The sequence below is a fragment of the Actinomyces slackii genome (assembly GCF_900637295.1).
Classification (GTDB): Bacteria; Actinomycetota; Actinomycetes; order Actinomycetales; family Actinomycetaceae; genus Actinomyces; species Actinomyces slackii.
This window is the reverse complement of sequence record NZ_LR134363.1, coordinates 181,751-203,880: the sequence shown is the minus strand read 5'-3', so window position 1 is coordinate 203,880 and position 22,130 is coordinate 181,751. Positions and strand designations below refer to the sequence as shown.

Annotated in this window: 21 protein-coding genes; 17 read left to right on the top strand and 4 right to left on the bottom strand. The window is 68.0% G+C overall.

All coding sequences use genetic code 11. From position 1 onward, the window contains the following. Window positions 1-31 precede the first annotated feature (31 nt). The 16 genes from tpx (at window position 32) to EL266_RS00775 (ending at window position 16,216) form a co-directional block, all read left to right on the top strand. Window positions 32-526, top strand: coding sequence for a thiol peroxidase (tpx, locus tag EL266_RS00850; protein ID WP_026427846.1), 495 nt, complete (start codon window positions 32-34; stop codon window positions 524-526). Window positions 527-763: 237 nt separating this feature from the next. Next, on the top strand, window positions 764-1,261 hold the full coding sequence (gene nrfH / locus EL266_RS00845) for a cytochrome c nitrite reductase small subunit (protein ID WP_026427847.1): 498 nt from the start codon (window positions 764-766) through the stop codon (window positions 1,259-1,261). Between the two features lie 6 nt (window positions 1,262-1,267). Next, entirely contained in the window at window positions 1,268-2,725 is a 1,458-nt protein-coding gene (locus tag EL266_RS00840; protein WP_026427848.1) for an ammonia-forming cytochrome c nitrite reductase subunit c552, read from the top strand. Window positions 2,726-2,752: 27 nt separating this feature from the next. Further along, a complete protein-coding gene (locus tag EL266_RS00835; RefSeq protein ID WP_051281408.1) occupies window positions 2,753-3,727 on the top strand; it encodes a tetratricopeptide repeat protein in 975 nt (324 codons plus the stop codon). Between the two features lie 15 nt (window positions 3,728-3,742). Beyond that, on the top strand, window positions 3,743-4,432 hold the full coding sequence (locus EL266_RS00830) for a cytochrome c biogenesis CcdA family protein (protein WP_026427849.1): 690 nt from the start codon (window positions 3,743-3,745) through the stop codon (window positions 4,430-4,432). 13 nt (window positions 4,433-4,445) lie between these two features. Continuing rightward, window positions 4,446-5,936 (top strand): cytochrome c biogenesis protein ResB, encoded by a 1,491-nt coding sequence (locus EL266_RS00825; protein ID WP_026427850.1) that lies wholly within the window; start codon window positions 4,446-4,448, stop codon window positions 5,934-5,936. Continuing rightward, a complete protein-coding gene (gene ccsB / locus EL266_RS00820; RefSeq protein WP_026427851.1) occupies window positions 5,929-6,846 on the top strand; it encodes a c-type cytochrome biogenesis protein CcsB in 918 nt (305 codons plus the stop codon). The genes EL266_RS00825 and ccsB overlap by 8 nt, the downstream gene beginning before the upstream one ends. Next, window positions 6,833-7,606 (top strand): TlpA family protein disulfide reductase, encoded by a 774-nt coding sequence (locus EL266_RS00815; RefSeq protein WP_084501084.1) that lies wholly within the window; start codon window positions 6,833-6,835, stop codon window positions 7,604-7,606. The genes ccsB and EL266_RS00815 overlap by 14 nt, the downstream gene beginning before the upstream one ends. A 72-nt stretch (window positions 7,607-7,678) precedes the next feature. Beyond that, window positions 7,679-8,248: an orotate phosphoribosyltransferase gene (pyrE, locus tag EL266_RS00810; RefSeq protein WP_026427853.1), complete on the top strand. Its 570-nt coding sequence runs from the start codon at window positions 7,679-7,681 to the stop codon at window positions 8,246-8,248. Between the two features lie 401 nt (window positions 8,249-8,649). Then, on the top strand, window positions 8,650-9,333 hold the full coding sequence (locus EL266_RS00805; RefSeq protein WP_034515588.1) for a TrmH family RNA methyltransferase: 684 nt from the start codon (window positions 8,650-8,652) through the stop codon (window positions 9,331-9,333). Window positions 9,334-9,539: 206 nt separating this feature from the next. Further along, window positions 9,540-10,589 carry a class II fructose-bisphosphate aldolase gene (gene fbaA / locus EL266_RS00800; RefSeq protein ID WP_026427855.1) on the top strand — a complete coding sequence of 350 codons (1,050 nt, stop codon included), beginning with the start codon at window positions 9,540-9,542 and terminating at the stop codon, window positions 10,587-10,589. 338 nt (window positions 10,590-10,927) lie between these two features. After that, window positions 10,928-12,259: an ABC transporter substrate-binding protein gene (locus tag EL266_RS00795; protein WP_026427856.1), complete on the top strand. Its 1,332-nt coding sequence runs from the start codon at window positions 10,928-10,930 to the stop codon at window positions 12,257-12,259. A gap of 98 nt (window positions 12,260-12,357) precedes the next feature. Beyond that, on the top strand, window positions 12,358-13,203 hold the full coding sequence (locus tag EL266_RS00790) for a carbohydrate ABC transporter permease (protein ID WP_026427857.1): 846 nt from the start codon (window positions 12,358-12,360) through the stop codon (window positions 13,201-13,203). After that, window positions 13,200-14,126, top strand: coding sequence for a carbohydrate ABC transporter permease (locus EL266_RS00785; RefSeq protein ID WP_026427858.1), 927 nt, complete (start codon window positions 13,200-13,202; stop codon window positions 14,124-14,126). The genes EL266_RS00790 and EL266_RS00785 overlap by 4 nt, the downstream gene beginning before the upstream one ends. An 83-nt stretch (window positions 14,127-14,209) precedes the next feature. Further along, a complete protein-coding gene (locus tag EL266_RS00780) occupies window positions 14,210-14,839 on the top strand; it encodes a MusI family membrane protein (protein WP_026427859.1) in 630 nt (209 codons plus the stop codon). A gap of 90 nt (window positions 14,840-14,929) precedes the next feature. Further along, window positions 14,930-16,216: an adenylosuccinate synthase gene (locus EL266_RS00775; protein WP_026427860.1), complete on the top strand. Its 1,287-nt coding sequence runs from the start codon at window positions 14,930-14,932 to the stop codon at window positions 16,214-16,216. Between the two features lie 82 nt (window positions 16,217-16,298). Here the strand turns inward: EL266_RS00775 and EL266_RS00770 are convergent, their stop codons facing one another. The 4 genes from EL266_RS00770 to EL266_RS00755 all read right to left on the bottom strand — a co-directional run bounded on the left by EL266_RS00770 (window position 16,299) and on the right by EL266_RS00755 (window position 19,864). Then, the gene (locus EL266_RS00770) at window positions 16,299-16,961 is read right to left on the bottom strand and encodes a hypothetical protein (RefSeq protein ID WP_026427861.1); all 663 of its coding nucleotides are present in this window, start codon (window positions 16,959-16,961) and stop codon (window positions 16,299-16,301) included. A gap of 107 nt (window positions 16,962-17,068) precedes the next feature. Continuing rightward, window positions 17,069-17,920, bottom strand: coding sequence for an LppM family (lipo)protein (locus EL266_RS00765; protein WP_051281409.1), 852 nt, complete (start codon window positions 17,918-17,920; stop codon window positions 17,069-17,071). 257 nt (window positions 17,921-18,177) lie between these two features. Beyond that, window positions 18,178-18,975: an LppM family (lipo)protein gene (locus EL266_RS00760; protein WP_126412034.1), complete on the bottom strand. Its 798-nt coding sequence runs from the start codon at window positions 18,973-18,975 to the stop codon at window positions 18,178-18,180. 142 nt (window positions 18,976-19,117) lie between these two features. Next, the gene (locus EL266_RS00755) at window positions 19,118-19,864 is read right to left on the bottom strand and encodes an LppM family (lipo)protein (RefSeq protein WP_084501107.1); all 747 of its coding nucleotides are present in this window, start codon (window positions 19,862-19,864) and stop codon (window positions 19,118-19,120) included. 227 nt (window positions 19,865-20,091) lie between these two features. On the opposite strand from EL266_RS00755, the gene EL266_RS00750 reads away from it, so the two are divergent. Beyond that, on the top strand, window positions 20,092-21,936 hold the full coding sequence (locus tag EL266_RS00750; protein ID WP_026427865.1) for a phosphoenolpyruvate carboxykinase (GTP): 1,845 nt from the start codon (window positions 20,092-20,094) through the stop codon (window positions 21,934-21,936). Window positions 21,937-22,130 lie beyond the last annotated feature (194 nt).

Genomic DNA, 22,130 nt, shown 5'->3' with positions numbered 1-22,130 from the left:
GCTCGCCGATGAGACCTGGGACTCTTGGCCCATGGCTTCAATCACTTTTCACGGAGACCCGATCAGCACTGTTGGCGAGCTTCCCGCCCCTGGCACCACTGCCCCCGACTTCGAGCTGGTGGGGGCGGACCTGTCGCCCGTGACCAGCCGGGACCTCAGCGGGCGAGTGGTCCTCAACATCTTCCCCTCGGTGGACACCGGGGTGTGCGCCACCTCGGTGCGCCAGTTCAACCAGCTCGCCGCGCAGCTGGAGGACACCACGGTCCTGTGCGTCTCGGCGGACCTGCCCTTCGCCCAGGGGCGCTTCTGCGGGGCCGAGGGGCTGGACCGAGTGGTGACCGCCTCCTCCTTCCGCTCCAGCTTCGGCACCGACTACGGGGTGACCATCGCGGATGGGCCGCTGGCCGGCCTGCTCTCGCGCGCCGTGGTCGTGCTCGACGCCGAGGGCCGGGTTCTGCACGCCGAGCAGGTTCCCGAGGTCGGGCAGGAGCCCGACTACCAGGCCGCCGTGGACGCCCTGGCCTGAGTCCTCCCGCCCTCCTCAAGCGCCGCCAGATGGGATGTAAGTCCTGTTTTGGCGGCGCTTGTGCGTCTGCGGCGGGATCCTTTCGCACACGGTGTCACCATCCACTGGGCGGGCGGCAGGCCTCCTCGGTAAAATCGTAGTGCCCGCTTTTCTCTGGTGCGGCGCCGGGGCTGCACGACGCACGAGGGTCGCGGGCGGGCAAGGACGCAGATCTCGAGCGGATGAGGGGGGAGTCCCGTGAAGCGCTGGGTCGCCGCACGGTGGCGGGACTTCACGCATGCCTTCACCGGGTGGTCGGGCATCGTGCTCGCCTCGCTCCTGGGCGTCGTCCTCGGGGTTGGGGCCTACACGGTCCACTACTCGGGGGTGACCGGCTACCTCAGTGATGACCCGGCGACCTGCGCCAACTGCCACGCCATGAATGAGCAGTACGACGGATGGCTCAAGGGCAGTCACCATGGCGTGGCCACCTGCAACGATTGCCACGCCCCCCATGACGACATCGTCTACAAGTACGTCAACAAGGCGGACAACGGCATCTGGCACTCCCTGAAGTTCACGCTGCAGAACTACCCGGAGAACATCCAGATCCGTGAGCACAACCGTGAGATCACCGAGGCTGCCTGCCTCTACTGCCATGGCGACTACGTCGACCAGGCCGTCAACAGTTCGACTCATAAGGGAGAGACGATGTCGTGCATCCGGTGCCACGACGGCGTCGGTCACAAGAGGTGAGACGAGATGGGTTCCGCAACGAGTGACAAGGCCGCAACCGTCTGGGCGGGTGCGCGCAAGAGATGGGTGCCGATCCTCGTGCTGGTGGGCGTCGCGGTGGCGGCCGCGCTGCTGACCTGGCTGCTGACCACGATCTTCGACCACAAGCAGGAGGCCAAGTCCCCCTACACCCAGGTCGTCGCCCTGTCGGACACGTCCTATGACCCGGCGGAGTGGGGCAAGAACTTCCCCATCCACTACGAGCAGTACAAGGCGACCGTCGAGGACACCGACGGCGACTTCGTCAAGGTCGAGCCCACCGCCGATGACCCGCGCGAGTACCACACGCAGTCGCGCATCGATGCTGAGCCCCGTGCCCAGAGGATGTGGCGCGGCTACCCCTTCGCCGCGGACTACACCGAGCCGCGCGGGCACGAATGGGCGCTGATCGACCAGAAGTACACCAAGCGCGTTCAGGAGCCCTTCAAGCAGCCGGGAGCCTGCCTGAACTGCCACGCCTCGACTCCTGAGATCTACGACAAGCTCGGCAAGGGGGACCGGGAGGCCGGGTTCCACGCCATGAACGCCCTGAGCTACAACGAGGCCGTGGAGCATGCGACCACCTCCATCGCCTGCATCGACTGCCACGATCCCCAGACCATGGAGCTGACCATCACCCGGCCCGCCTTCGTGGACGGGATCAAGAAGGCCAAGGCGGCGGAGGGCATCGCCGATTACGATGTCAACCGCGATGCCACCAATGAGGAGATGCGCTCCTACGTGTGCGCCCAGTGCCACGTGGAGTACTACTTCAAGGGCGATGAGAAGACTCTGACCTTCCCCTGGGACAAGGGCCTGACCGTGTACAACGCGATGGAGCGCTACGACGAGATCGGGTGGACCGACTTCACCCACGAGGAGAGCGGGGCTCCGGTGCTCAAGGCCCAGCACCCCGATTTCGAGACCTACTCCCAGGGCATCCACGCGGCCAATGGCGTGACCTGCGCGGACTGCCACATGTCCTACAACCGCGAGGGCGCCGCCAAGGTCTCCAATCACCAGATCATGAGCCCGATGGCCAGCGAGGAGACCATCAACTCCTCCTGCCTGACCTGCCACCACAGCTCGGCCAGTGAGATGCGCCAGCGGGTGGACAACATCCAGACCACCTGGCAGGGGTCGATGAACGTGAGCTTCACCGCCCTGGATGCGCTCATCACGGATATCACCGAGGCCTCCAAGAACGGCTCGGCCACTGAGGAGCAGCTGACCAAGGCCCGCGACTATCAGCGCAAGGCCCAGTTCGTCATTGACTACTCCTTCTCGGAGAACGGGCGCGGATTCCACGCCCCGGCCTACTCCCAGTCGATTCTCAACCAGGCCACCGACTGGGCCCGCTCGGGCCAGCTCGCCCTGCGCGGCGTGACGGTGACCAACGGCGAGGGCCCGGCTGTTGAGCTGCCCAACATGCCCGCTGGGAACTAGCGGCCAAGGGCCGGGTGAGGAGACGCGATGGGGGGCCGCGAGGGGCGCTCGGACGGCGAGGTGGACCGGGAGGAGCTCAGGGCCTTCCTGGCCGGTGCCCCCGAGAGCCTGCGCGGCTGGGCTGAAGAGCAGTTGGCCGGTCTCGAGGCTCCGCAGGGCGGCCAGGACGGTGAGCCGGCTGATCCTGCGACGACGGACGAGGCGGCCGCCGCCCGGGGCGGGTCCCCCGAGGACGCGGCCGATATCGAGGACATCCTCGATGAGGATGAGGCCCCGGTGCCCCAGTCCGCCGCTGCCTCGGCCCCCGTGGAGTCCTCGCTCCAGCAGCGCACCGGCGTCTCGCGGATCAACCTCCTGCTCGTGGTGCTGCTGACGGCAGCAGTGGTCATCATCATCCAGCAGCGGGGTCAGGGCTCCGAGCCCGCCTCGCCCATGATGCCCAGCGACCACCCCTCCATCTCCTCCACCGCCGATCCCGCCGCCATGGCGGAGATGGATGCGGCTCAGCCCGTGGACCGCGAGCGGGAGACCGAGCTCAAGGCCGCGGCCGAGGCCGACCCCAATGACACCGAGTCCCGCCAGGAGCTGGGCGTCATGTACATCAATGCGGCGCTCTACGAGGACGCCATTCCCTACTTCCAGCAGATCCTCGACGTCGACCCCGATAACGTCCAGGCCCTGCTGGCCATCGGGGTGGCCGAGTATCAGTCCAGCGACTACGACTCCGCCGAGACCCACTGGCGGCGCACCGCGGAGCTCGACCCCACCGCCGCCGAGCCGTGGTACAACCTCGGATTCCTGTACATGGCGCAGGACCCGCCCAAGCCCGATCAGGCCAGGGAGTGCTGGAGCAAGGTCATCGAGGTCGCCCCGGACTCCACCATGGCGGCCTCCGTGCGCACCCATCTTGAGCAGATCGGCACGGCCGCGCCGTCGGCCGGTCCCACGGTCGCGCCGTCGGGGGGCGCTACGGCCGCGCCCTCAGCAGGTCCCACGAACTGAGGCAGGGGGAGAAGCGTGCAGATCACCCTTCCCGTCGCAGTGCTCGCGGGCCTGGTCTCCTTCGCCTCGCCCTGCTTCCTGCCGATCGTCCCGGCCTATGTGGGGCAGCTCGTCGGCTCAGGGGACGGGCGCGTGGATAGGCGGGCCGCCCTGGGCAACTCCCTGAGCTTCGTGGCGGGCTTCTCGATCGTCTTCATCGCGCTGTGGGCCGCACTGGGGCTGATCGGCCACTCACTGGGCCCCTACGCCGAGTACGCGCGGATCGTGGCGGGCGCGGTGCTGGTCCTCATGGGCCTGCATGTGGCCGGCCTGCTGAGCATCCCGGTCCTTGACCGCCTGGTGCGGGCCCGCGGCCCGGCCAATGGCGCCTCGCCCCTGCGGGCGGGGCTCATGGGGGTGGTCTTCGCGGCGGGCTGGACCCCGTGCATCGGCCCAGTCCTGGGAGGCATCCTCGCGCTGGCCACCGTGAGCTCGACGGCGTGGTCCGGCGCCGCCCTCATGGTCGGCTACTGCGCGGGCCTGGGCCTGCCGATCATCGCCGTGGCCCTGGGGTCTGCTCAGGCGACCGCGCGACTGAGCTGGTTCCGCCGCCACCACGTGGTGATCTCCCTGGTCAGCGGGGGTATCCTTGTTGTTATCGGCATGCTCATGATCACCAATATGTTCCCCCGACTCGCCGGATGGCTCCCCACTGTGGAGATCTAAGGAGGAGTGCCGCATGAGCGAGAAGAAGAGCGTGGAGAGGACCGCTCCCACATCCGGCTCCGCACAGGGGCCGGCCACCGATGGCCTGGACGATCAGGCCGCGGTGCCCCTGAGTCAGGTCCTCAAGCAGGTCTACGCGTTCTTCTACAAGAAATCGGTGGGCATCGTCCTCATCCTCCTGGCGGGAACGCTGTGCCTCATCGGCGCCGTCGTTCCCCAGATGACCGATTCGGTGCGCACCGAGCCGGAGGCCGCCCAGCAGTGGCTGGAACAGGTCCGCCCGGTCTTCGGGGGGTGGGCCGAGCCCCTGAGCAGGATCGGCCTGTTCTCCATGTTCACCTCCATCCCCTTCCTCGTGGTGATGGGGCTCCTGGCCGCCTCCATCATCGCCTGCACGGCGCACCGCCTGCCGGTGCTGTGGAAGGCGGCGCGGCATCCGCGCACCCGGGTGACCGCCGCGTTCTTCGACCGGGCGCGCCTGCGCACCCGCTTCACCACCGACACCGATGTCGACAGCGCCTTCGAGACGATCATCGCCGATGCCCGCGCGCACCGACTGCGGGTCATCACCGAGGAGCGGGGCCCGGGGCGCAACGCCTACATCGACCGCAACGCCTGGGCGCCCTTCGGGACGGCTGTTGTGCATGCGGCCTTCGTCCTGATCATGATCGGGGTGGTCGTCTCCTCGTTCACCGGGTTCAGAGACGATCGCTTCACCCTGACCGTCGGGCACCCCCGGCAGGTGGGCCATGGCACCGAGCTGGTGGCCCAGGCCAACGGCTTCCAGGACCTCTACTATGAGGACGGCTCGCCCAAGGACTACGTGGCGGACGTGACCCTCACCGAGAACGGCAGGCAGGTGGCCCGTCAGGACGTGCGGGTCAACAGTCCGCTCTCCTATGACGGCGTCATGTTCCACCAGGCCTATTTCGGGGTCTCCGCCGTCATGCGAGTGGTTGATTCCTCGGGTCGCGAGGTCCTTCATGACGGGGTCGCGCTGGAGTGGAGCACCCAGGATGGGCGAATGTCCTATGGGCGGGCGGACCTGCCCGAGGGCGCCACGCTCTACGTCGTCGGATCCGCCTCGGGCCAGACCGGGACGGGCATCGAGCCGGGCCAGGTGCGGGCGGAGATCTACCAGGGCGATTCCACGCCCATCGACGGCGCCCTGCTGGACATGGGGCAGGAGACCGATCTGGGGGGCTACACCATCACCTTCGAGCGCGAGCAGCAGTACACCGGCATGATCGTCAAGCGAGATCCGGGAACCATCGTGGTCTGGGCGGGATTCGCGCTCCTGGCGGTCGGCACGTTCATGACACTGCTCCTGCGCCACCACCGCATGTGGCTGCGAGTGAGCAGCACCGAGGAGGGGACGCTGGTGCAGATGGCATCCCCGGACAGACAGGATTCGGCATTCACCAGATTCTTCACGGACATGGCCGTCCGTGTCAGCGGCGAATTGGACCGCCGCGTCAACGAGAGGACGTCCCCCGATGCTTGAGTACTCCCAGGCCCTTTTGCTCATCACCACCGGATTGCTCGTGCTGTCCACCGTCGCCTACCTCGGCGCCTTCATCACCGCGCGCATGGCCGCCCGGGCGCCCGTGGCGGCGGGCGATGCTGGGGCGGTGGTGCTCTCCACGGGATCGCAGGGGCGCACCGTGACCGTCACCGGGGGCGAGCGCCGTGCGCCGGCCAGGCGCTTCACCATCACCTGGTGGGCCGCCAAGGCCACGCAGATGGCGCTGGTGCTGCTGACCGGCTCGATGCTCACCAGGATGGCCGACACCGGGCACGCCCCCTTCTCCAACCACTACGAGTTCGCCATCGCCTTCGCCTGGGGGATGATCCTGGCCCAGGCCTTCTTCGAATGGCGCTACCGGGTGCGCACGATCTCGATCATCGTCCTGCCGATCATCCTGGCGCTGCTCATCTACGCCTCGACCCTGTCCTACGAGCCCAACCCGCTCATGCCCGCGCTGCAGAACTCACCACTGCTGACCCTTCACGTGCTGACCGCCTCCATTGGATACGGGGCCGCTGTGGTGTCCTTCGCCGCGGCGGTCATGTACCTGCTGGCGCCGCGAGTGCGCTGGCACGGCTGGCCCAGTCGGGAGACCCTCGATGACCTGGGCTACAAGGCCACGGTGGTCACCTATCCCATGCTCACCCTCATGCTCATCCTCGGCGCGATCTGGGGCAATGTGGCCTGGGGGCGCTATTGGGGCTGGGATCCCAAGGAGACCGCCGCCCTGGTGACCTGGCTGATCTACGGCGCCTACCTGCATGCGCGCGTGACGCGCAACTGGCGGGGGGAGCGCTCAGCATGGCTGCTCATCCTGGGATTCGCCGCGGTCATCTTCACCTACATGGGCAACCTGTTCTTCGGAGGTCTGCATGCCTACGCCTGATGCCCGCAACGAGGAGCGGGAGCCCGACGCGCCCGAGGAGACGGGATCCGCCCAGCCGGTCGACCCCGATGAGGAGGACCTGGGCCCCGACCCCGATGAGGAGGATCCCGACTCCGAGGAGACCGCGAGACCCGTGAGGTCCCGGAGCGCGGCGGCCCAGGAGCCGGCCTGGAGGGCGCGCCTGAGGCAGTCCAGCTTCGGCCAGGTCGCGGTGCTGCTGGTCGCGGCCTTCGCCATCGCCATCGCCACATGGTGGGTGGTGGGCCCCGATGAGGAGGAGGACCGTGCCCAGGCCGCTGCGGTCAGTCGCGTGGAGGTCGACGGCGTCGCCACCGCCCCCGTCGTGGGGGACACGGCCCCGGCCTTCACCACAACGGACATCAACTCCCAGCCAGTCGATCTGCAGGCCCTGCGCGGAAAGCCGGTGTGGGTGATGTTCGTGGCCACCTGGTGCACGGGGTGCCGCACCGAGATGCCCGACGTCCAGGCGGCCGCTGCCGAGCACGGCGAGGACATCGAGGTCATCGCCATCTACGTTGGCGAGAGCGCCGCGACGGTCAAGCCCTACTCCGAGCGCGTGGGCCTGACCTTCACGCAGGTGGCCGACCACTCCAATGACGTCGCCGCCGCGTACGGGGTCATGGGGGTTCCCGCGCATTACTTCATCGACGCCAATGGCGTGATCCGCCACACCCAGGTGGGCCTGCTCAGCCCGGCCCAGATGGAGGAGCGGATCACCGCTGTGAGCGCCGCCAAGTGATTCGCGCAACGGCCGGGGGACAAGAGCCCCGTGGGTCCTGCCAGGCGGGGAGGAGTCCTCTAGCCTGATGCCGTGAGCACCAACGATTCCCATGTCTCCCGCCTGGCCGAGCTCGTCGCAGAGCTGGCCGTCGTGCGCGGCACGGTGACCCTGGCCTCCGGCCTGACCTCCGACTTCTATGTGGACATGCGCCGCGCCACCCTCCACCATGAGGCGGCGCCCCTCATCGGCCACGTCATGCTGGACATGCTGGAGGAGGCGGGCCTGGGCATTGACGAGGTCGACGCCGTGGGCGGGCTGACCATGGGAGCTGACCCCGTGGCCGCTGCGATGCTGCACGCCGCCGCCTCGCGAGGCCTGGACCTCGACGCCTTCGTCGTGCGCAAGGCCGCCAAGGACCACGGCATGAAGCGGCGCATTGAGGGCCCGGAGGTGGCAGGACGGCGCGTCGTCGTCCTGGAGGACACCTCGACCACGGGAGGCTCCCCGCTGGAGGCGGTCGAGGCGCTGCGCGAGGCGGGTGCGGAGGTTCTGGCCGTGGCCGTGGTCGTGGACCGCGCCACGGGCGCGCGTGAGCGCATCGAGGCCGAGGGACTGGCGTACCACGCCGCCCTGGGCCTGGAGGACCTCGGACTGTCCTGAGCGCTGCCCGCAGCATCGTCCTGCGGTGTGCATCGTGCGACGGTTCCGTCGCAGATCTTTCTCAAATCGAAAGATCTGCGTAGGCTGGTGCCATGGAGAAGATCGCAGGGCGGGTCAAAGAAGCCCTCGTCGCCTCGGGGATGACGCAGGCTGAGCTCGCGCGCCGCGTGGCGATGAGCGAGTCGGCCCTGTCCAAGGCCCTGGGAGGGACCCGATCCTTCGCAGCGGTCGAGCTCGCTGAGATCGCCTACGCCCTCGATAGCCCCTTGCACTACCTCATCACCGGCGAGCCGGACCCCTACGAGGTCCGCGCCGCCGCGAGGCATGTCTATGACCGCGCATCGCGCACCTATGCGGCGGATGCCGAGCCTGATCGTCAGGTTCTCGAAGGGATCGCCCTGCTGTACCGCCAGGCTGATGAGCGCCCGACAGGTTCTGCTTACCCGGCGGAGCACGACGTCGACTCCCGCGCGGTCGGCGTCGGGCCCTGGCCCGGGGGACGGCAGGACTGGCCGGAGGACCCTCGCTACGACCCGGAGCTGCTGTCCCAGGGCGATCGCAGGAACGTCGTGGACCGCTACCGCTACTGGAGCATCGAGGCGATCCGCGCCGACCTGGCCTCCCGCGCCCACCTGCTGCACGTGGCCATCGAGAACGTCAGTCAGGACCTCAACATCGGCTCCATCGTGCGCAGCGCCAATGCCTTCAACGCGGCCGGCGTCCACATCATCGGCAGGCGCCGCTGGAACAAGCGCGGCGCCATGGTCACCAACCGCTACCTCGATGTGCGCCACCACCCCGAGGCCGGCGAGCTCCTGGACTGGGCGGCGGCCGAGGGCTATGAGGTGATCGGCATCGACAACGGCCCCGGCTCGCTCCAGCTGGAGGAGGCGGAGCTGCCTGAGCGGTGCCTCATGGTCTTCGGCTCCGAGGGGGAGGGGATCAGCCCAGAGCTGGCCGCCGGCTGCTCGCGCCTGCTGAGGATCGGCCAGTACGGCTCAACCCGCTCGATCAATGTGGCCGCGGCCGCGGCTGTGGCCATGCACGCCTGGATCCTCCAGCACGCCGGCCCGGCTCCCGACTGAGTCGCGCAGACCGCGCGTCCTCACGCCGCGCCTCGATGCGATCATGCGGGAAAGTCGGACCCGGAGGACCCATGGCGCTGAGACGATGCGCGATGTCGATGGATGGGCGCTCGGGACCAGGACCATGATCCGGTACACCTGGCTCGAGAATCGTGGAAGAATCGGTTCTGCACCACTGACTCATCACAGATTTCAGGAGGCACCCAGTGGCCATTGCAACCCCGGAGTCCTACGCTGACATGCTTGACCGCGCCAAGGCCGGCAAGTACGCCATCCCCGCGATCAACGTCACCTCCTCCCAGACCCTGTCGGCCGCCCTCAAGGGCTTCGCCGACGCCGAGTCTGACGGCATCGTCCAGATCTCCAACGGTGGTGCCGCCTACTGGTCCGGCTCCTCGCGCGCTGACAAGGTGAAGGGCTCGATCGCCTTCGCCGCCTACGCCCGCGCCGTGGGCGACCTCTACCCCGGTGTCATCGGCCTGCACACCGACCACTGCCCCAAGAACATGCTCGAGCCCTGGATCCACCCGCTGCTGGAGATCGAGGCTGAGCAGGTCAAGCGCGGCGAGCTGCCCATGTTCAACTCCCACATGTGGGACGGCTCGGCCGAGTCCCTGGACGACAACATCGAGATCGCCGTGGACATGCTCGCCCGCGCCAAGGCCGCCAACGTCGTGCTCGAGATCGAGATCGGCGCCGTGGGCGGCGAGGAGGACGGCATCAAGGGTGACGTCAACGCCAACCTCTACACCACGGCCGACGACGCCTGGCGCGCCATCGAGGCACTGGGCCTGGGCGAGAACGGCCGCTACATCACGGCCCTGACCTTCGGCAACGTGCACGGCTCCTACAAGCCCGGCCACGTCAAGCTGCGCCCCGAGATCCTCGGCGAGATCCAGGACGAGTGCGCCAAGCGCCTGGGCGACCGCCTGTCGACCAAGGTCGGCGACACCTCCTCGCCCTTCGACCTGGTCATGCACGGCGGCTCGGGCTCCACCGACGAGGAGATCGCCACCGCGGTGCGCAACGGCGTCATCAAGATGAACGTGGACACCGACACCCAGTACGCCTACACCCGTCCCGTGGCCGACTGGATGCTGAAGAACTACGACGGCGTCCTCAAGATCGACGGCGAGGTCGGCAACAAGAAGACCTACGACCCCCGCGCCTGGGGCAAGGCCGCCGAGGAGGGCATGGCCGCCCGCGTCGTCGAGGCCTGCGAGCGCCTCGGCTCGGTGGGCTCGGCCAAGCGCTGAGCGCCTGAACCACCGGGCACGGTCGGACTGAGCAACGGTCCCGGCACCCGTCACGGGTGCCGGGACCGTCGTCGTGCCCCAGGGCGGCAGCCGGCCGTGACCGTTCTGCAACCTTTGCATGAGTTGCACCTGAGGATGGCGGCAGAGAGGGCGAGCGCCCTCACCTCCCAGTCCAATCTGGTGTTTGCGTCACGTTTCTGAAAATTCTGCAAGCAAACGTGGCTCTGTGTGCAATCATATCAATGTTGCTTCCAGGCCCGGCCCCCCGGCCAGCCCTGGGCAGTCGCTCTCACCAGGGGCTGATGGCCCGCTCTACCTCGTCCAAAGGAGGACATGACATGCGACTCGTCTCTCGCCGCACCATGCTCGGTGGCACCGCCGCCCTCGCCGTGGCGGCCACCCTTGCCGCCTGCTCGGGCTCGTCGGGCTCCGATGATGGCGTCGGCAACGTCTACTTCCTCAACTTCAAGCCGGAGGCGGAGGCGGCCTTCAAGGAGATCGCCAAGGCCTACAAGGACAAGACCGGCGTGGAGGTCAAGGTCGTCACGGCCGCCTCGGGCAGCTATGAGCAGACCCTGAAGACCGAGGTCGCCAAGTCCGACGCCCCCACCCTGTTCAACCTCAACGGCCCCGTGGGCTACGCCAACTGGTCCAAGTACGCCTCGGACCTGAGCGACCAGCCCTTCACCAAGGCGCTGACCGACGAGACCATGACCATCCGCGGCGAGGACGACAAGATCTACGGCGTGCCGCTGGGCACCGAGGGCTACGGCCTGATCTACAACGGCGCCATCCTCACCAAGTACTTCGCCACCTCCGGGGCCAAGGCCGCCTCGGTGGAGGAGATCACCTCCTTCGACAAGCTCAAGGAGGTCGTCGAGGACATGCAGTCCAAGAAGGCCGAGCTGGGCATCGACGGCGTCTTCGCCTCAACCTCCCTGGCCCCCGGTGAGGACTGGCGCTGGCAGACCCACCTGGCCAACTACCCCGTCTTCTACGAGTTCCGCGACGCCGGCGTCCAGGACGCCGAGGAGCTCAAGCTCACCTACGGCGACCAGTACAAGGCGATCTTCGACCTGTACCTCAACAACTCCACGGTGGACCGCACCGCCACCTCCGCCAAGACGGTCACCGACTCCATGGCCGAGTTCGCCCTGGGCAAGGCGGCCTTCGTCCAGAACGGCAACTGGGCCTGGTCCCAGATCTCCGAGGTCGAGGGCAACACGGTCAAGGAGGAGGACATCCACTTCATGCCGATCTACATCGGCGTCAAGGGCGAGGAGAAGTCCGGCATCGCGATCGGCACCGAGAACTTCCTGACCATCAACTCCCAGGCCTCCAAGGAGGACCAGAAGGCCACTGCTGACTTCCTGACCTGGCTGTTCACCGACGCCGAGGGCGCCAAGATGGCCTCGGAGAAGCTGGGCATCATCGCCCCCTACGAGGCCTTCGCCGACCTCGCCCCGGCCGACCCTCTGGGCAAGCAGGTCGTGGAGTACATGAACAACGACGACCTCTACGCCGTCAACTGGGTCTTCTCCGCCTTCCCCAGCCAGGACTTCAAGGACCAGCTGGGCCAGAACCTGGCCCAGTACGCCTCCAACAAGCAGGACTGGAGCGCCGTGACGACCTACTTCGTCGACCAGTGGGCCGCTGAGAAGAAGGCCTGATCCCATCTGCCGGTCCCGATCCGGTCCGGGCGCGGATCCGGGGCCCTGGAGGGCCCGCCCCCTCCAGGGCCCCGGCTCAGGCGCATAGCGAGACACACATGACAAAAGCACTGACAAAATACTTCCCGATCTTCGCCGGTCCCACCCTCATCGCATTCCTCATCGCGTTCGTCGTCCCCTTCTTCATGGGGCTCTACCTGTCCTTCACGGACTTCACCACGCTGACCGACGCCGAGTGGGTGGGCTTCCAGAACTACCAGGACGCCCTGGGGGAGCGGAGCGGATTCATCTCCGCCCTGGGCTTCACCGCACTGGTCTCGGCGATCTCCATCATCACGGTGAACCTGGGGGCCTTCACCCTGGCCTACATGCTCACCCGCAAGCTGCGCGGCACCAATGTCTTCCGCGCGGTCTTCTTCATGCCCAACCTCATCGGCGGCATCGTCCTGGGCTACACCTGGCAGGTCATGCTCAACTCGATCCTCCAGCGCTGGGGCCACACGATCGTCAATGACTGGAAGCTGGGCCTGGCCGGGCTCGTCCTCATCGTCAACTGGCAGCTCATGGGCTACATGATGATCATCTACATCGCCGGCCTGCAGAACGTGCCCCCCGAGCTCATCGAGGCAGCGCAGATCGACGGCGCGGGCCGCTGGCAGACCCTGCGCAATGTCACCCTGCCGATGATCATGCCCTCCATCACCATCTGCCTGTTCCTGACCCTGGCCAACACCTTCAAGATGTTCGACCAGAACCTGGCGCTGACCAACGGCGCCCCTCTCAAGCAGACCCAGATGGCGGCTCTCAACATCGTCGAGGCCATGTACGAGAAGGTCGGCCATGAAGGCGTCGCCCAGGCCCAGGCCGTCATCTTCTTCCTCATCGTCTCGGCCATCGCGCTCATCCAGCTGCGCGCCACACGCTCCAAGGAGGTCGACGCATGAGCGCCGCCGTTCAGGCCCCTGCCACCGCCAAGGCCGCCACTGCCCAGGCCACCACTGCCAAGGCCGCCGCCGTCACGGCGCCCCGGGCCCCGCAGACCCCGGGGGCCAATGCCCTCGTGGGACTGCTGAGCCTGCTGACCCTGGTGTGGGTGATCCCGCTGGCCTTCATCCTCATCAACTCCTTCAAGGGCAAGTTCTTCATCTCCCAGTCGCCCTTCTCCCTGCCCACGGGGGAGACCTTCGCGGGACTGGCCAACTACGCCACCGGCCTGCAGCTCTCGGGCTTCGCCAGGGCCATCGGCTGGTCCCTGTTCATCACGGTGGGATCGGTGGGCGTCATCGTCCTGCTGACGGCGATGACCGCGTACTACATCACCCGCGTCAAGCGCTGGTGGACCTCGCTGATCTACTACGCCTTCGCCTTCTCCATGATCGCCCCGTTCCAGATGGTCATGTTCCCCACGGTCAAGATCGCCGACTCGCTGGGCCTGGCCACGCCCTGGGGGATGATCATCATCTACCTGGGATTCGGTGGAGGACTGTCGGTCTTCCTGTTCGCCGGCTTCATCAAGTCGATTCCCATGGAGATCGAGGAGGCCGCCTACATGGACGGCTGCTCGCCCCTGCAGACCTATATCAAGGTGGTCATGCCCCTGCTCAAGCCCACCGCGGTGACCGTGGCGATCCTCAACGCCATGTGGGTGTGGAACGACTTCCTGCTGCCCAACCTCGTGATCGGCCAGAATGAGCAGTACAAGACGATCCCGATCGTCATCCAGATGCTCATCGGCTCCAACGGGAACCGCGACATGGGCGCGCAGATGGCCATGCTGGTCCTGGCCATCATCCCGATCGTCGCCTTCTACCTCGTGGGCCAGAAGCACATCATCGAGGGCGTGGCGGCCGGCGCCGTCAAGGGCTGATCGCCCGCCCTGACCATCGTCGGCCCCGGTCCGCGGCTGCGCGGACCGGGGCCGCATCGACGCCGCTAACCCTGGAGGAGACCATGACCGCCTGGCTGAGACACGACTCCCCGGCCATGCGCGCCTGGAGCGCGGCCGCCGACCTGGTGGTCATCAATCTGCTGACCCTGCTGGCCTGCCTGCCGCTGATCACCGCCGGCGCGGCACTGACCGCCTGCATGCGGGTGATGATGGAGATGGCGCGCGAGGAGGAGACCTACACCGTGCGCAGCTGGTGGCGCTCCCTGCGCTCGAACCTGCGCCAGTCCCTGGCCTGGTGGCCCCCGGTCCTGGTGCTGGCGGCGCTGGCCCTGTGGGAGCAGGCCGTCATCTCGCGTGCCGGGGCGCTGGAGGCCGGGATCGTCTCCGGCCTGCTGGCGGCCGGCGTGCTCATGGTCCTGGCGCTGCTGGTCTGGCTCGTTCCGCTCATCGCCTTCTTCGAGACCGGGATCGGCCGCCACCTGGTCAACGCCGCGCGCCTGGCCCTGGGCGCGCTGGGGCGGACGACGGCGTGCCTGGCGGTCCTGGCCGCCCCGCTGGCCGTGGCCTGGGCCGCTCCGGCCATGCGCGCGCCCACCGCCTGGTTCATGGTCCTCATCGGCGTGGCCTTCCAGGCCTATCTCGTGGCCCTCATCCAGCGCGGGATCATCAACCGCCTGCGCCAGCGCGCCTGAGCCGGCCCCTGATCGCCGCAGTGGGGCTCCGGTAGTCTGGTGGACGGTGCGCGCGCCCGCGCTCCGCCCGTCGAACCAGGGGAGAAGCCCATGCCAGCCGTTGTCGTCGTCGGAACCCAGTGGGGGGACGAGGGAAAGGGCAAGGCGACTGACCAACTCGGTCAGGACGTCGACTACGTCGTCAAGTTCAACGGAGGCAACAACGCCGGCCATACCGTGGTCATCGACGGCGAGTCCTTCGCCTTCCACCTGCTGCCCGCAGGAGTGCTGACCCCCGGGGTCACCCCCATCATCGGCAACGGCGTCGTGGTGGACCTCGAGGTCCTCTTCACCGAGATCGAGGAGATCCAGTCGCGCGGCAAGGACGCCTCCAGTCTCCTCATCAGCGCCGACGCCCACATCATCCCGTCCTACAACCGCATCCTGGACCGCACCACCGAGCGCTTCCTGGGGGCCCGCCAGCTGGGGACCACCGGCCGGGGGATCGGCCCGACCTACGCTGACAAGATGAACCGCGTGGGCATCCGCATCCAGGACCTCTTCGATGAGTCCATCCTGCGCCAGAAGGTCCGCTCCGCACTGGACCAGAAGAACAGCCTGTTCCTCAAGGTCTTCAACCGCGCGGCCATCGACCCCGATGAGGTCGCCGACGAGCTGCTGTCCTACGCCGAGCGCGTGCGCCCCATGATGGTGGACTGCTCCCTCATCCTCAATGAGGCCCTCGACGCCGGCAAGACGGTCCTCTTCGAGGCCGGCCAGGCCACCATGCTGGACATCGATCACGGCACCTACCCCTTCGTGACCTCCTCCAGCCCGACGGCGGGCGGCGCCTGCACCGGCACGGGTGTGGGGCCCACCCGGATCGACTCGGTTGTCGGCGTGGTCAAGGCCTACACCACCCGGGTGGGGGAGGGGCCCTTCCCCACCGAGCTCACCGACGCCGTCGGGGAGCGCCTGCGCACCGAGGGCGGGGAGTTCGGGGTGACCACGGGCCGGCCGCGCCGCTGCGGCTGGCATGACGCGGTGGTCACCCGCTACGCGGCCCGGGTCAATGGACTGACCGACCTGGTCATGACCAAGCTCGATGTGCTCACCGGGCACGAGACCATCCCGGTATGCGTCGCCTACGAGGTCGATGGGCGTCGAAGCCAGGAGATGCCGCTGACCCAGTCCGACTTCCACCACGCCGTGCCCGTCTACGAGGAGATGCCGGGCTGGAGCGAGGATATCTCCGGGGTGCGCGAGTTCTCCGACCTGCCGCGCGCCGCCCAGGACTACGTGCTGCGCATCGAGGAGCTGGCGGGATGCCGCATCTCCGCGATCGGCGTGGGGCCGGGCCGTGAGGCCACCATCTCCCGCCATCGGCTCATCGGCTGAGCGCGGGCGGGCTCAGAACTCATCTGGCCGGCACCGCATGAGGGCGGTGCCGGCCAGATGCGCGTGAGAGTGGCTGCGCGCCTCAGGGCTGCTGGGCGCGCTTGCGGCGCAGGAGGACGACGACCAGGGCGGCCAGGGCGCCCAGGGCGGTGAGGCCCGCCAGCACGCCCACCGCGACGAGCGGCCATGAGGGCCCCGCGGAGTCCTTGCCTCGCAGGACGTGGTCGTCAACGCTCTCAAGGGTCACGGTGCTGCCCTCCACCGTGCCGCCGTCGGCCTGCGTCACCGCGCCGGGGAAGGTCACTGACAGGCTCATCTTCACTGCCGAGTCGCCGGTCAGGCCCTCGGTCTTGACCACGTACTCGTCCTCCTCATGGGTGATGAGCCCATTGGTCAGCGAGATGTCCTCGGAGCCGGTGATCGTGCAGGTGCGGGTCCCGCCCTCCTCGGTGAAGGAGGCCTTGGCGTCCTTGGGGGGCTGCGCGCTGCTCTGGAAGAGCTTCTCGACCGTGCAGGTCTCCTTGGTGATCCGCGGCTGGTCCTTGGCGCGGTCCTGGAGGACCATCTTCATCGCGTAGGTGTCATCCGGGGACAGCGTGACCTCGAAGGACAGGCTGTAGTCGTCGTTGGCCTTGGCCTGCGCCGATGACGGCGCGAGCAGAAGGGCCATGGCGAGCAATGGGGCCAGGAGGAGGGGGAGAGCGGTCCGGGCCGGGGACACGCGCGGATCGGAGGCGGGGTGCATGCCCCTACCGTAATCGGATCGTGACGGCGGCGGGAAATCTGGAGACAGCCAGCGCCCGCCCCGCATATGCGGGACGGGCGCTGGGGTGGGGAGCTGATAGGAGGCGCTCAGCCCTGGTAGGGCGGCTGGGCCGGCGGGTAGCCGGGGGCCTGTCCCTGGGGCGGGTAGGGGTTGGACTGCAGCGGCTGGGTCGGGGAGTAGCCGGGGGCCTGCGCCTGCTGGCCGGGGACCTGCCCGGGAAGGGGCTGAGCGACGTAGCCGCCCGCCTGGGCCGCGGCAGCGGCCTTCTTCTTCTTATTCTGGCTCACCAGGACGCCGGCCACACCGCCGCCCACGGCGAGCAGGACGACGAGTCCCAGGCCCAGCCACAGCCAGGGGAGTCCCGGTGAGTCCTTGCCCCGCACCGTGTGGTCCAGGGAGGTCAGGGTGACGGTGTTGCCGTCGACCGTGCCGCCGTCGGCCTCGGTGACCTTGCCCGGGAAGGTGATGGAGACCTTGACGTCGAAGGAATCAGAGCTCGAGCTCCCAGGGCCGTCGAGCTTGACGACGTACTCATCGCCCTCGTGGGTGATCCCCTCCAGGTCCTCGATCTTGTAGGTCCCCTCAACGGTGCACGCGCGCGAGTCGCCCTTGTCCTCGAAGGAGGCGCTCGCCTCGGTCTTCGATTCATCGGCGCCGTTGAGAGTGAAACTGTCTGCGGTGCAGTTCTCCTCGGTGAGGAAGTTGTAGTCCGACTTGTCAGTGACGACGGACTTCGAGACGACGGTGTCATCGGACTTGATGGTCAGGCTGAGCTCGGCCGACATGTCGGCCGAGGAGGATGAATCGGAGGAGGTGGGAAGGGGCTGGGCGTGGCCGACGGCGGGCAGGAGCGCCGAGACGGACAGGAGTCCGACGAGGCCCGCCGCGAGCAGGCCCCGCCGCACTGGCGCGACAAGGGTGGTGAGGGTCTTGCTCATGGCGGTCACGGTAGCGGTTAGCGCCGGTGCGGGGAAGCCCGGAACGACCTGCGGGATGGGTGCGTTCTCCCCATGCCTGGTGACCGATCGGCTGAACCGAGGCGGCGCTGGCGGCCTGGCGCCTGACTCGTTGGGACGAGCGGTGTTTCGCGGGCGTCCCTGCTCCGCTGCATCGAGCGCGACCGGAGCCAGACGATCGCGACAACCGCGCAGCATATGGTCGACGAATGACCCGCAGGGCACCAAGGTGAGACTGCTCAGGAGTGGCCGGGGGCCTGCGGGTACTGACCGGGGAACTGGGCTTGCGGGTACTGGCCGGGGGCCTGCGGGTACTGGCCGGGGAAGGGCTGGGGGATGTAGCCGCCCGCCTGGGCCGCGGCAGCGGCCTTCTTCTTCTTATTCTGGCTCACCAGGACGCCGGCCACGCCACCGCCCACGGCGAGCAGGACGACGAGTCCCAGGCCCAGCGATAGCCAGGGGAATCCTGATGATTCCTTGCCCCGCACCGTGTGGCCCAGGGAGTCCAGGGTGACGGTGGTGCCGTCGACCGTGCCGCCGTCGGCCTGGGTGACCTCGCCCGGGAAGCTGACGGAGATGCTGGCACGTTGATCCGAGCCCGGGTGATCGTCCTCAAATGTGGCGACGTACTCATCGCCCTCATGGGTGACCTCCACGTCCTCGATCTTCGCGACCCCCTCGATGGTGCACACGCGCGAGTCGCCCTTGTCCTCGAAGGAGAAGCTCGTCTTGGTCCTGGAGTCCTTCGAGCGGGTGAGAATGAGGCTCTTAGTCCTGCAGTCATCCTCGGTGAGCAGGTCGTAGTCCGCCCTGTCGGTGAGGACGTACTTGGCGATAACGGTGTCGTTTGACCTGATGATGAGATTGATCTCGACCTCGAATTCGCTCGAGGCATCGGATGAATCGGCTGAGATGGGAAGGGGCTGGGCGTGGCCGACGGCGGGCAGGAGCGCCAAGACGGACAGCAGTCCGACGAGGCCCGCCGCGAGCAGGCCCCGCCGCACCGGCGCGACAGGGGCGGTGAGGGTCGTGCTCATGCTCGGCCACGGTAGCGGTTGACGCCGGTGCGGGGAAGCCCTGAAGCGACCTGCGGGACGGGGGCGTTCTCCCCATGGTCGACGGCCGAGCGGCTGAACCGAGGCGGCGCTGGCGGCCTGGGGCGCAGGCCGGCCCTCGACCTCACCGGCGACGGCGTCGGGCCCGGGCCGCTGATCCCTTGGCTGACCGGGTGCTCGGCGCCTGGTCCCCTTCCCGGCGCCGTCGGCGCCGTCGACGCCGCACGGTGGCAGCGCCTAGGACCAGGCCCGCCACGGTCAGGGCCGCCAGCCCCCAGTAGGCCGCCCCGATCCGCTCCCACCAGGACACCCCCCGGCCCTGCTGGGCGTATCCGGAGGCGCTGACCCCCTCGGCCAGGACATCGGCGTCGTCCCACACCACGGTGCTGCCGGTGACCGTCCCCCCGGGGGCGCGGGTGACCGCTCCCGGGAAGGTGATGGCGACCCGTGCCTCGACCACTGAGTTCAAGGAGTCATCGGCGCTGCCGGGCGTGGCCCCGGCGGCGCCGCCGAAGCGGGGCAGGGTCACGGAGAACTGGTCGCCGTCGCGTACCACCAGGGCGTTGTCCGCCTCATCGGCGCTGGGGATCCTCACCCCCGAGACGGTCACCAGGCAGCCCTTGTCCTTGTCTCCGGTGAGGTACTCCGTGGTCACCGTGGTGCCGTCCGGGACGCCCAGCGACTGGGGGTCGCCAAGGGCGGTGCACTCGGACTCCTCGGTGAAGGAGGTCCCGGTGGTGTCCCGCAGCTCGACGACGGCGCTGTAGGTGCCCTGGGGGGAGATGGTCATCTCCATGCTCGCTGAGCAGGCGCTGAGGCACAGGAGGGCCAGGGCGGTGGTCAGAGATCGGGCGATGGCGCGGGAGGGCATGGCCAGCACGTTAACAGCCGGTCCTTCAGTCTTCTCTCAGGGCGGAAAGCGCGGGGATGCGCCCCCATGGAAGGCCGGGAAAACCCACCATGTGGCGGAATCCACGGACCGGATGGTGGGACGCATCGGCGGGTTGGGACCTTCGGGAATGTGCTCTGACGGCCCGTGTGCGCAAGGATGGCCCTGACCGAAAACGAGTCGAGACCAACCCCGAGGAAGGGACTCATATGACCGTGTCTGAGCAGGATGTCCGCGCCGCAGCGCCCGCCAACGTTCCCGAGGATGTGATCGAGTTCGTCACTCGTATCGCGGAGCTGGGCAAGCCCGAGTCCGTCTACTTCGCCGATGGCAGCGATGAGGAGTGGGACCGCCTGACCACTGAGATGGTGGAGGCCGGCGTGTTCACCCGCCTCAACCCCGACAAGCGCCCCAACTCCTTCCTCGCCCGCTCCCTGCCCAGCGATGTGGCCCGTGTGGAGTCCCGCACCTACATCTGCTCGGAGAAGGAGGAGGACGCCGGCCCCACGAACAACTGGTTCGACCCGGCCGAGATGAAGAAGATCCTCCACGAGAAGTTCGACGGCACCTACGCCGGTCGCACGATGTACGTCATCCCCTTCTCCATGGGCCCCCTGGGCGGCCCCATCTCCCAGCTGGGCATCGAGATCACCGACTCCCCCTACGTCGTGGTCAACATGCGCATCATGGCGCGCATCGGCACCGCGGCCATGGACCTCATCAACGAGGGCCGCCCCTGGGTCCCCGCCGTCCACTCCGTGGGCGCGCCGCTGGCCCCCGGCCAGGAGGACACCACCTGGCCCTGCAATGACGAGAAGTACATCACCCACTTCCCGGAGACCAACGAGATCTGGTCCTACGGCTCGGGCTACGGCGGCAACGCCCTGCTGGGCAAGAAGTGCTACGCCCTGCGCATCGCCTCGACCATGGCCCGGCGCGACAACTGGATGGCCGAGCACATGCTCATCCTGCGCCTGACCGAGGAGAAGTCCGGCAAGCAGTACCACGTCACCGCGGCCTTCCCCTCGGCCTGCGGCAAGACCAACCTGGCCATGCTCCAGCCCACGATCCCCGGCTACAAGGTCGAGACCATCGGGGATGACATCGCCTGGATGCGCCAGGGCGAGGACGGGCGCCTGCGCGCCATCAACCCCGAGGCCGGCTTCTTCGGGGTGGCCCCCGGCACCTCCTACGACACCAACCCCATGGCCATGGAGACCATGAAGGCCAACACCATCTTCACCAACGTCGCGCTGACCGACGACGGTGACGTGTGGTGGGAGGGCATCGACGCTCCGCTGCCCGACCACCTCATCGACTGGCAGGGCAACGACTACACCCCCGCCGATGCCGAGGCCGGCAAGAAGGCCGCCCACCCCAACTCGCGCTTCACCACTCCGGCCTCGCAGTGCCCCATCATCTGCCCGGACTGGGAGGCCCCTGAGGGCGTGGCCATCGACGCCATCCTCTTCGGCGGTCGCCGCGCCACCAACGTGCCCCTGGTGGCCGAGCAGTACGAGGCCGCCCACGGCGTGTTCATCGGCGCCTCCGTGGCCTCCGAGGTCACCGCGGCCGCCCTGGACGCCAAGGTCGGCTCCCTGCGCCACGACCCCTTCGCCATGCTGCCCTTCTGCGGCTACAACATGGCCGACTACTGGGGCCACTGGCTGGAGATTCAGGACCAGCTCGGCGAGAGCTTCCCCAAGGTCTACCAGGTCAACTGGTTCCGCAAGGACGAGAACGGCAAGTTCATCTGGCCCGGCTTCGGGGACAACTCCCGCGTCCTGGACTGGATCGTGCGCCGCGCCGGCGGCGAGGTCGAGGCCATCGACGGCGTGACCGGCCGCTACCCCAAGTTCGAGGACTTCAACCTCGAGGGCCTGGACCTGGGGCAGGCCGAGTGGGACAAGATGTACGACATCGACCCCGAGGCCTGGGCCGCCGAGATCGACTCCACCGAGGAGTACTTCAAGCAGTTCGGTGACGCGGTGCCCGCGGCCATCACCGAGCAGCTGGCCAAGTTCCGCGAGCGCATCGAGGCCGCCAAGGCCTGACGCGACAGCGACTCTGAGTCGGCGTGAGCCGGCACTGAGCTCTTCGCACTGACACCCCCGGGAGATGATCCCGGGGGTGTCTGCGTCGACGACGAGACTTTGCGTATCAGACGTGCCTTTGCGTCAATCGCCCCTGTGCTAACCCCCGTCGGATGACGCGAACCCTCGTCCAGTACGCAGACCCTCGTCCGGTA

Coding starts and splice junctions, on each gene's coding strand:
- tpx (WP_026427846.1), top strand. CDS start 32: ATGGCTTCAATCACTTTTCACGGAGACCCGATCAGCACTGTTGGCGAG.
- EL266_RS00840 (WP_026427848.1), top strand. CDS start 1,268: ATGGGTTCCGCAACGAGTGACAAGGCCGCAACCGTCTGGGCGGGTGCG.
- EL266_RS00835 (WP_051281408.1), top strand. CDS start 2,753: ATGGGGGGCCGCGAGGGGCGCTCGGACGGCGAGGTGGACCGGGAGGAG.
- EL266_RS00825 (WP_026427850.1), top strand. CDS start 4,446: ATGAGCGAGAAGAAGAGCGTGGAGAGGACCGCTCCCACATCCGGCTCC.
- ccsB (WP_026427851.1), top strand. CDS start 5,929: ATGCTTGAGTACTCCCAGGCCCTTTTGCTCATCACCACCGGATTGCTC.
- EL266_RS00815 (WP_084501084.1), top strand. CDS start 6,833: ATGCCTACGCCTGATGCCCGCAACGAGGAGCGGGAGCCCGACGCGCCC.
- EL266_RS00795 (WP_026427856.1), top strand. CDS start 10,928: ATGCGACTCGTCTCTCGCCGCACCATGCTCGGTGGCACCGCCGCCCTC.
- EL266_RS00790 (WP_026427857.1), top strand. CDS start 12,358: ATGACAAAAGCACTGACAAAATACTTCCCGATCTTCGCCGGTCCCACC.
- EL266_RS00785 (WP_026427858.1), top strand. CDS start 13,200: ATGAGCGCCGCCGTTCAGGCCCCTGCCACCGCCAAGGCCGCCACTGCC.
- EL266_RS00780 (WP_026427859.1), top strand. CDS start 14,210: ATGACCGCCTGGCTGAGACACGACTCCCCGGCCATGCGCGCCTGGAGC.
- EL266_RS00775 (WP_026427860.1), top strand. CDS start 14,930: ATGCCAGCCGTTGTCGTCGTCGGAACCCAGTGGGGGGACGAGGGAAAG.
- EL266_RS00770 (WP_026427861.1), bottom strand. CDS start 16,961: ATGCACCCCGCCTCCGATCCGCGCGTGTCCCCGGCCCGGACCGCTCTC.
- EL266_RS00765 (WP_051281409.1), bottom strand. CDS start 17,920: ATGAGCAAGACCCTCACCACCCTTGTCGCGCCAGTGCGGCGGGGCCTG.
- EL266_RS00760 (WP_126412034.1), bottom strand. CDS start 18,975: ATGAGCACGACCCTCACCGCCCCTGTCGCGCCGGTGCGGCGGGGCCTG.
- EL266_RS00755 (WP_084501107.1), bottom strand. CDS start 19,864: ATGCCCTCCCGCGCCATCGCCCGATCTCTGACCACCGCCCTGGCCCTC.
- EL266_RS00750 (WP_026427865.1), top strand. CDS start 20,092: ATGACCGTGTCTGAGCAGGATGTCCGCGCCGCAGCGCCCGCCAACGTT.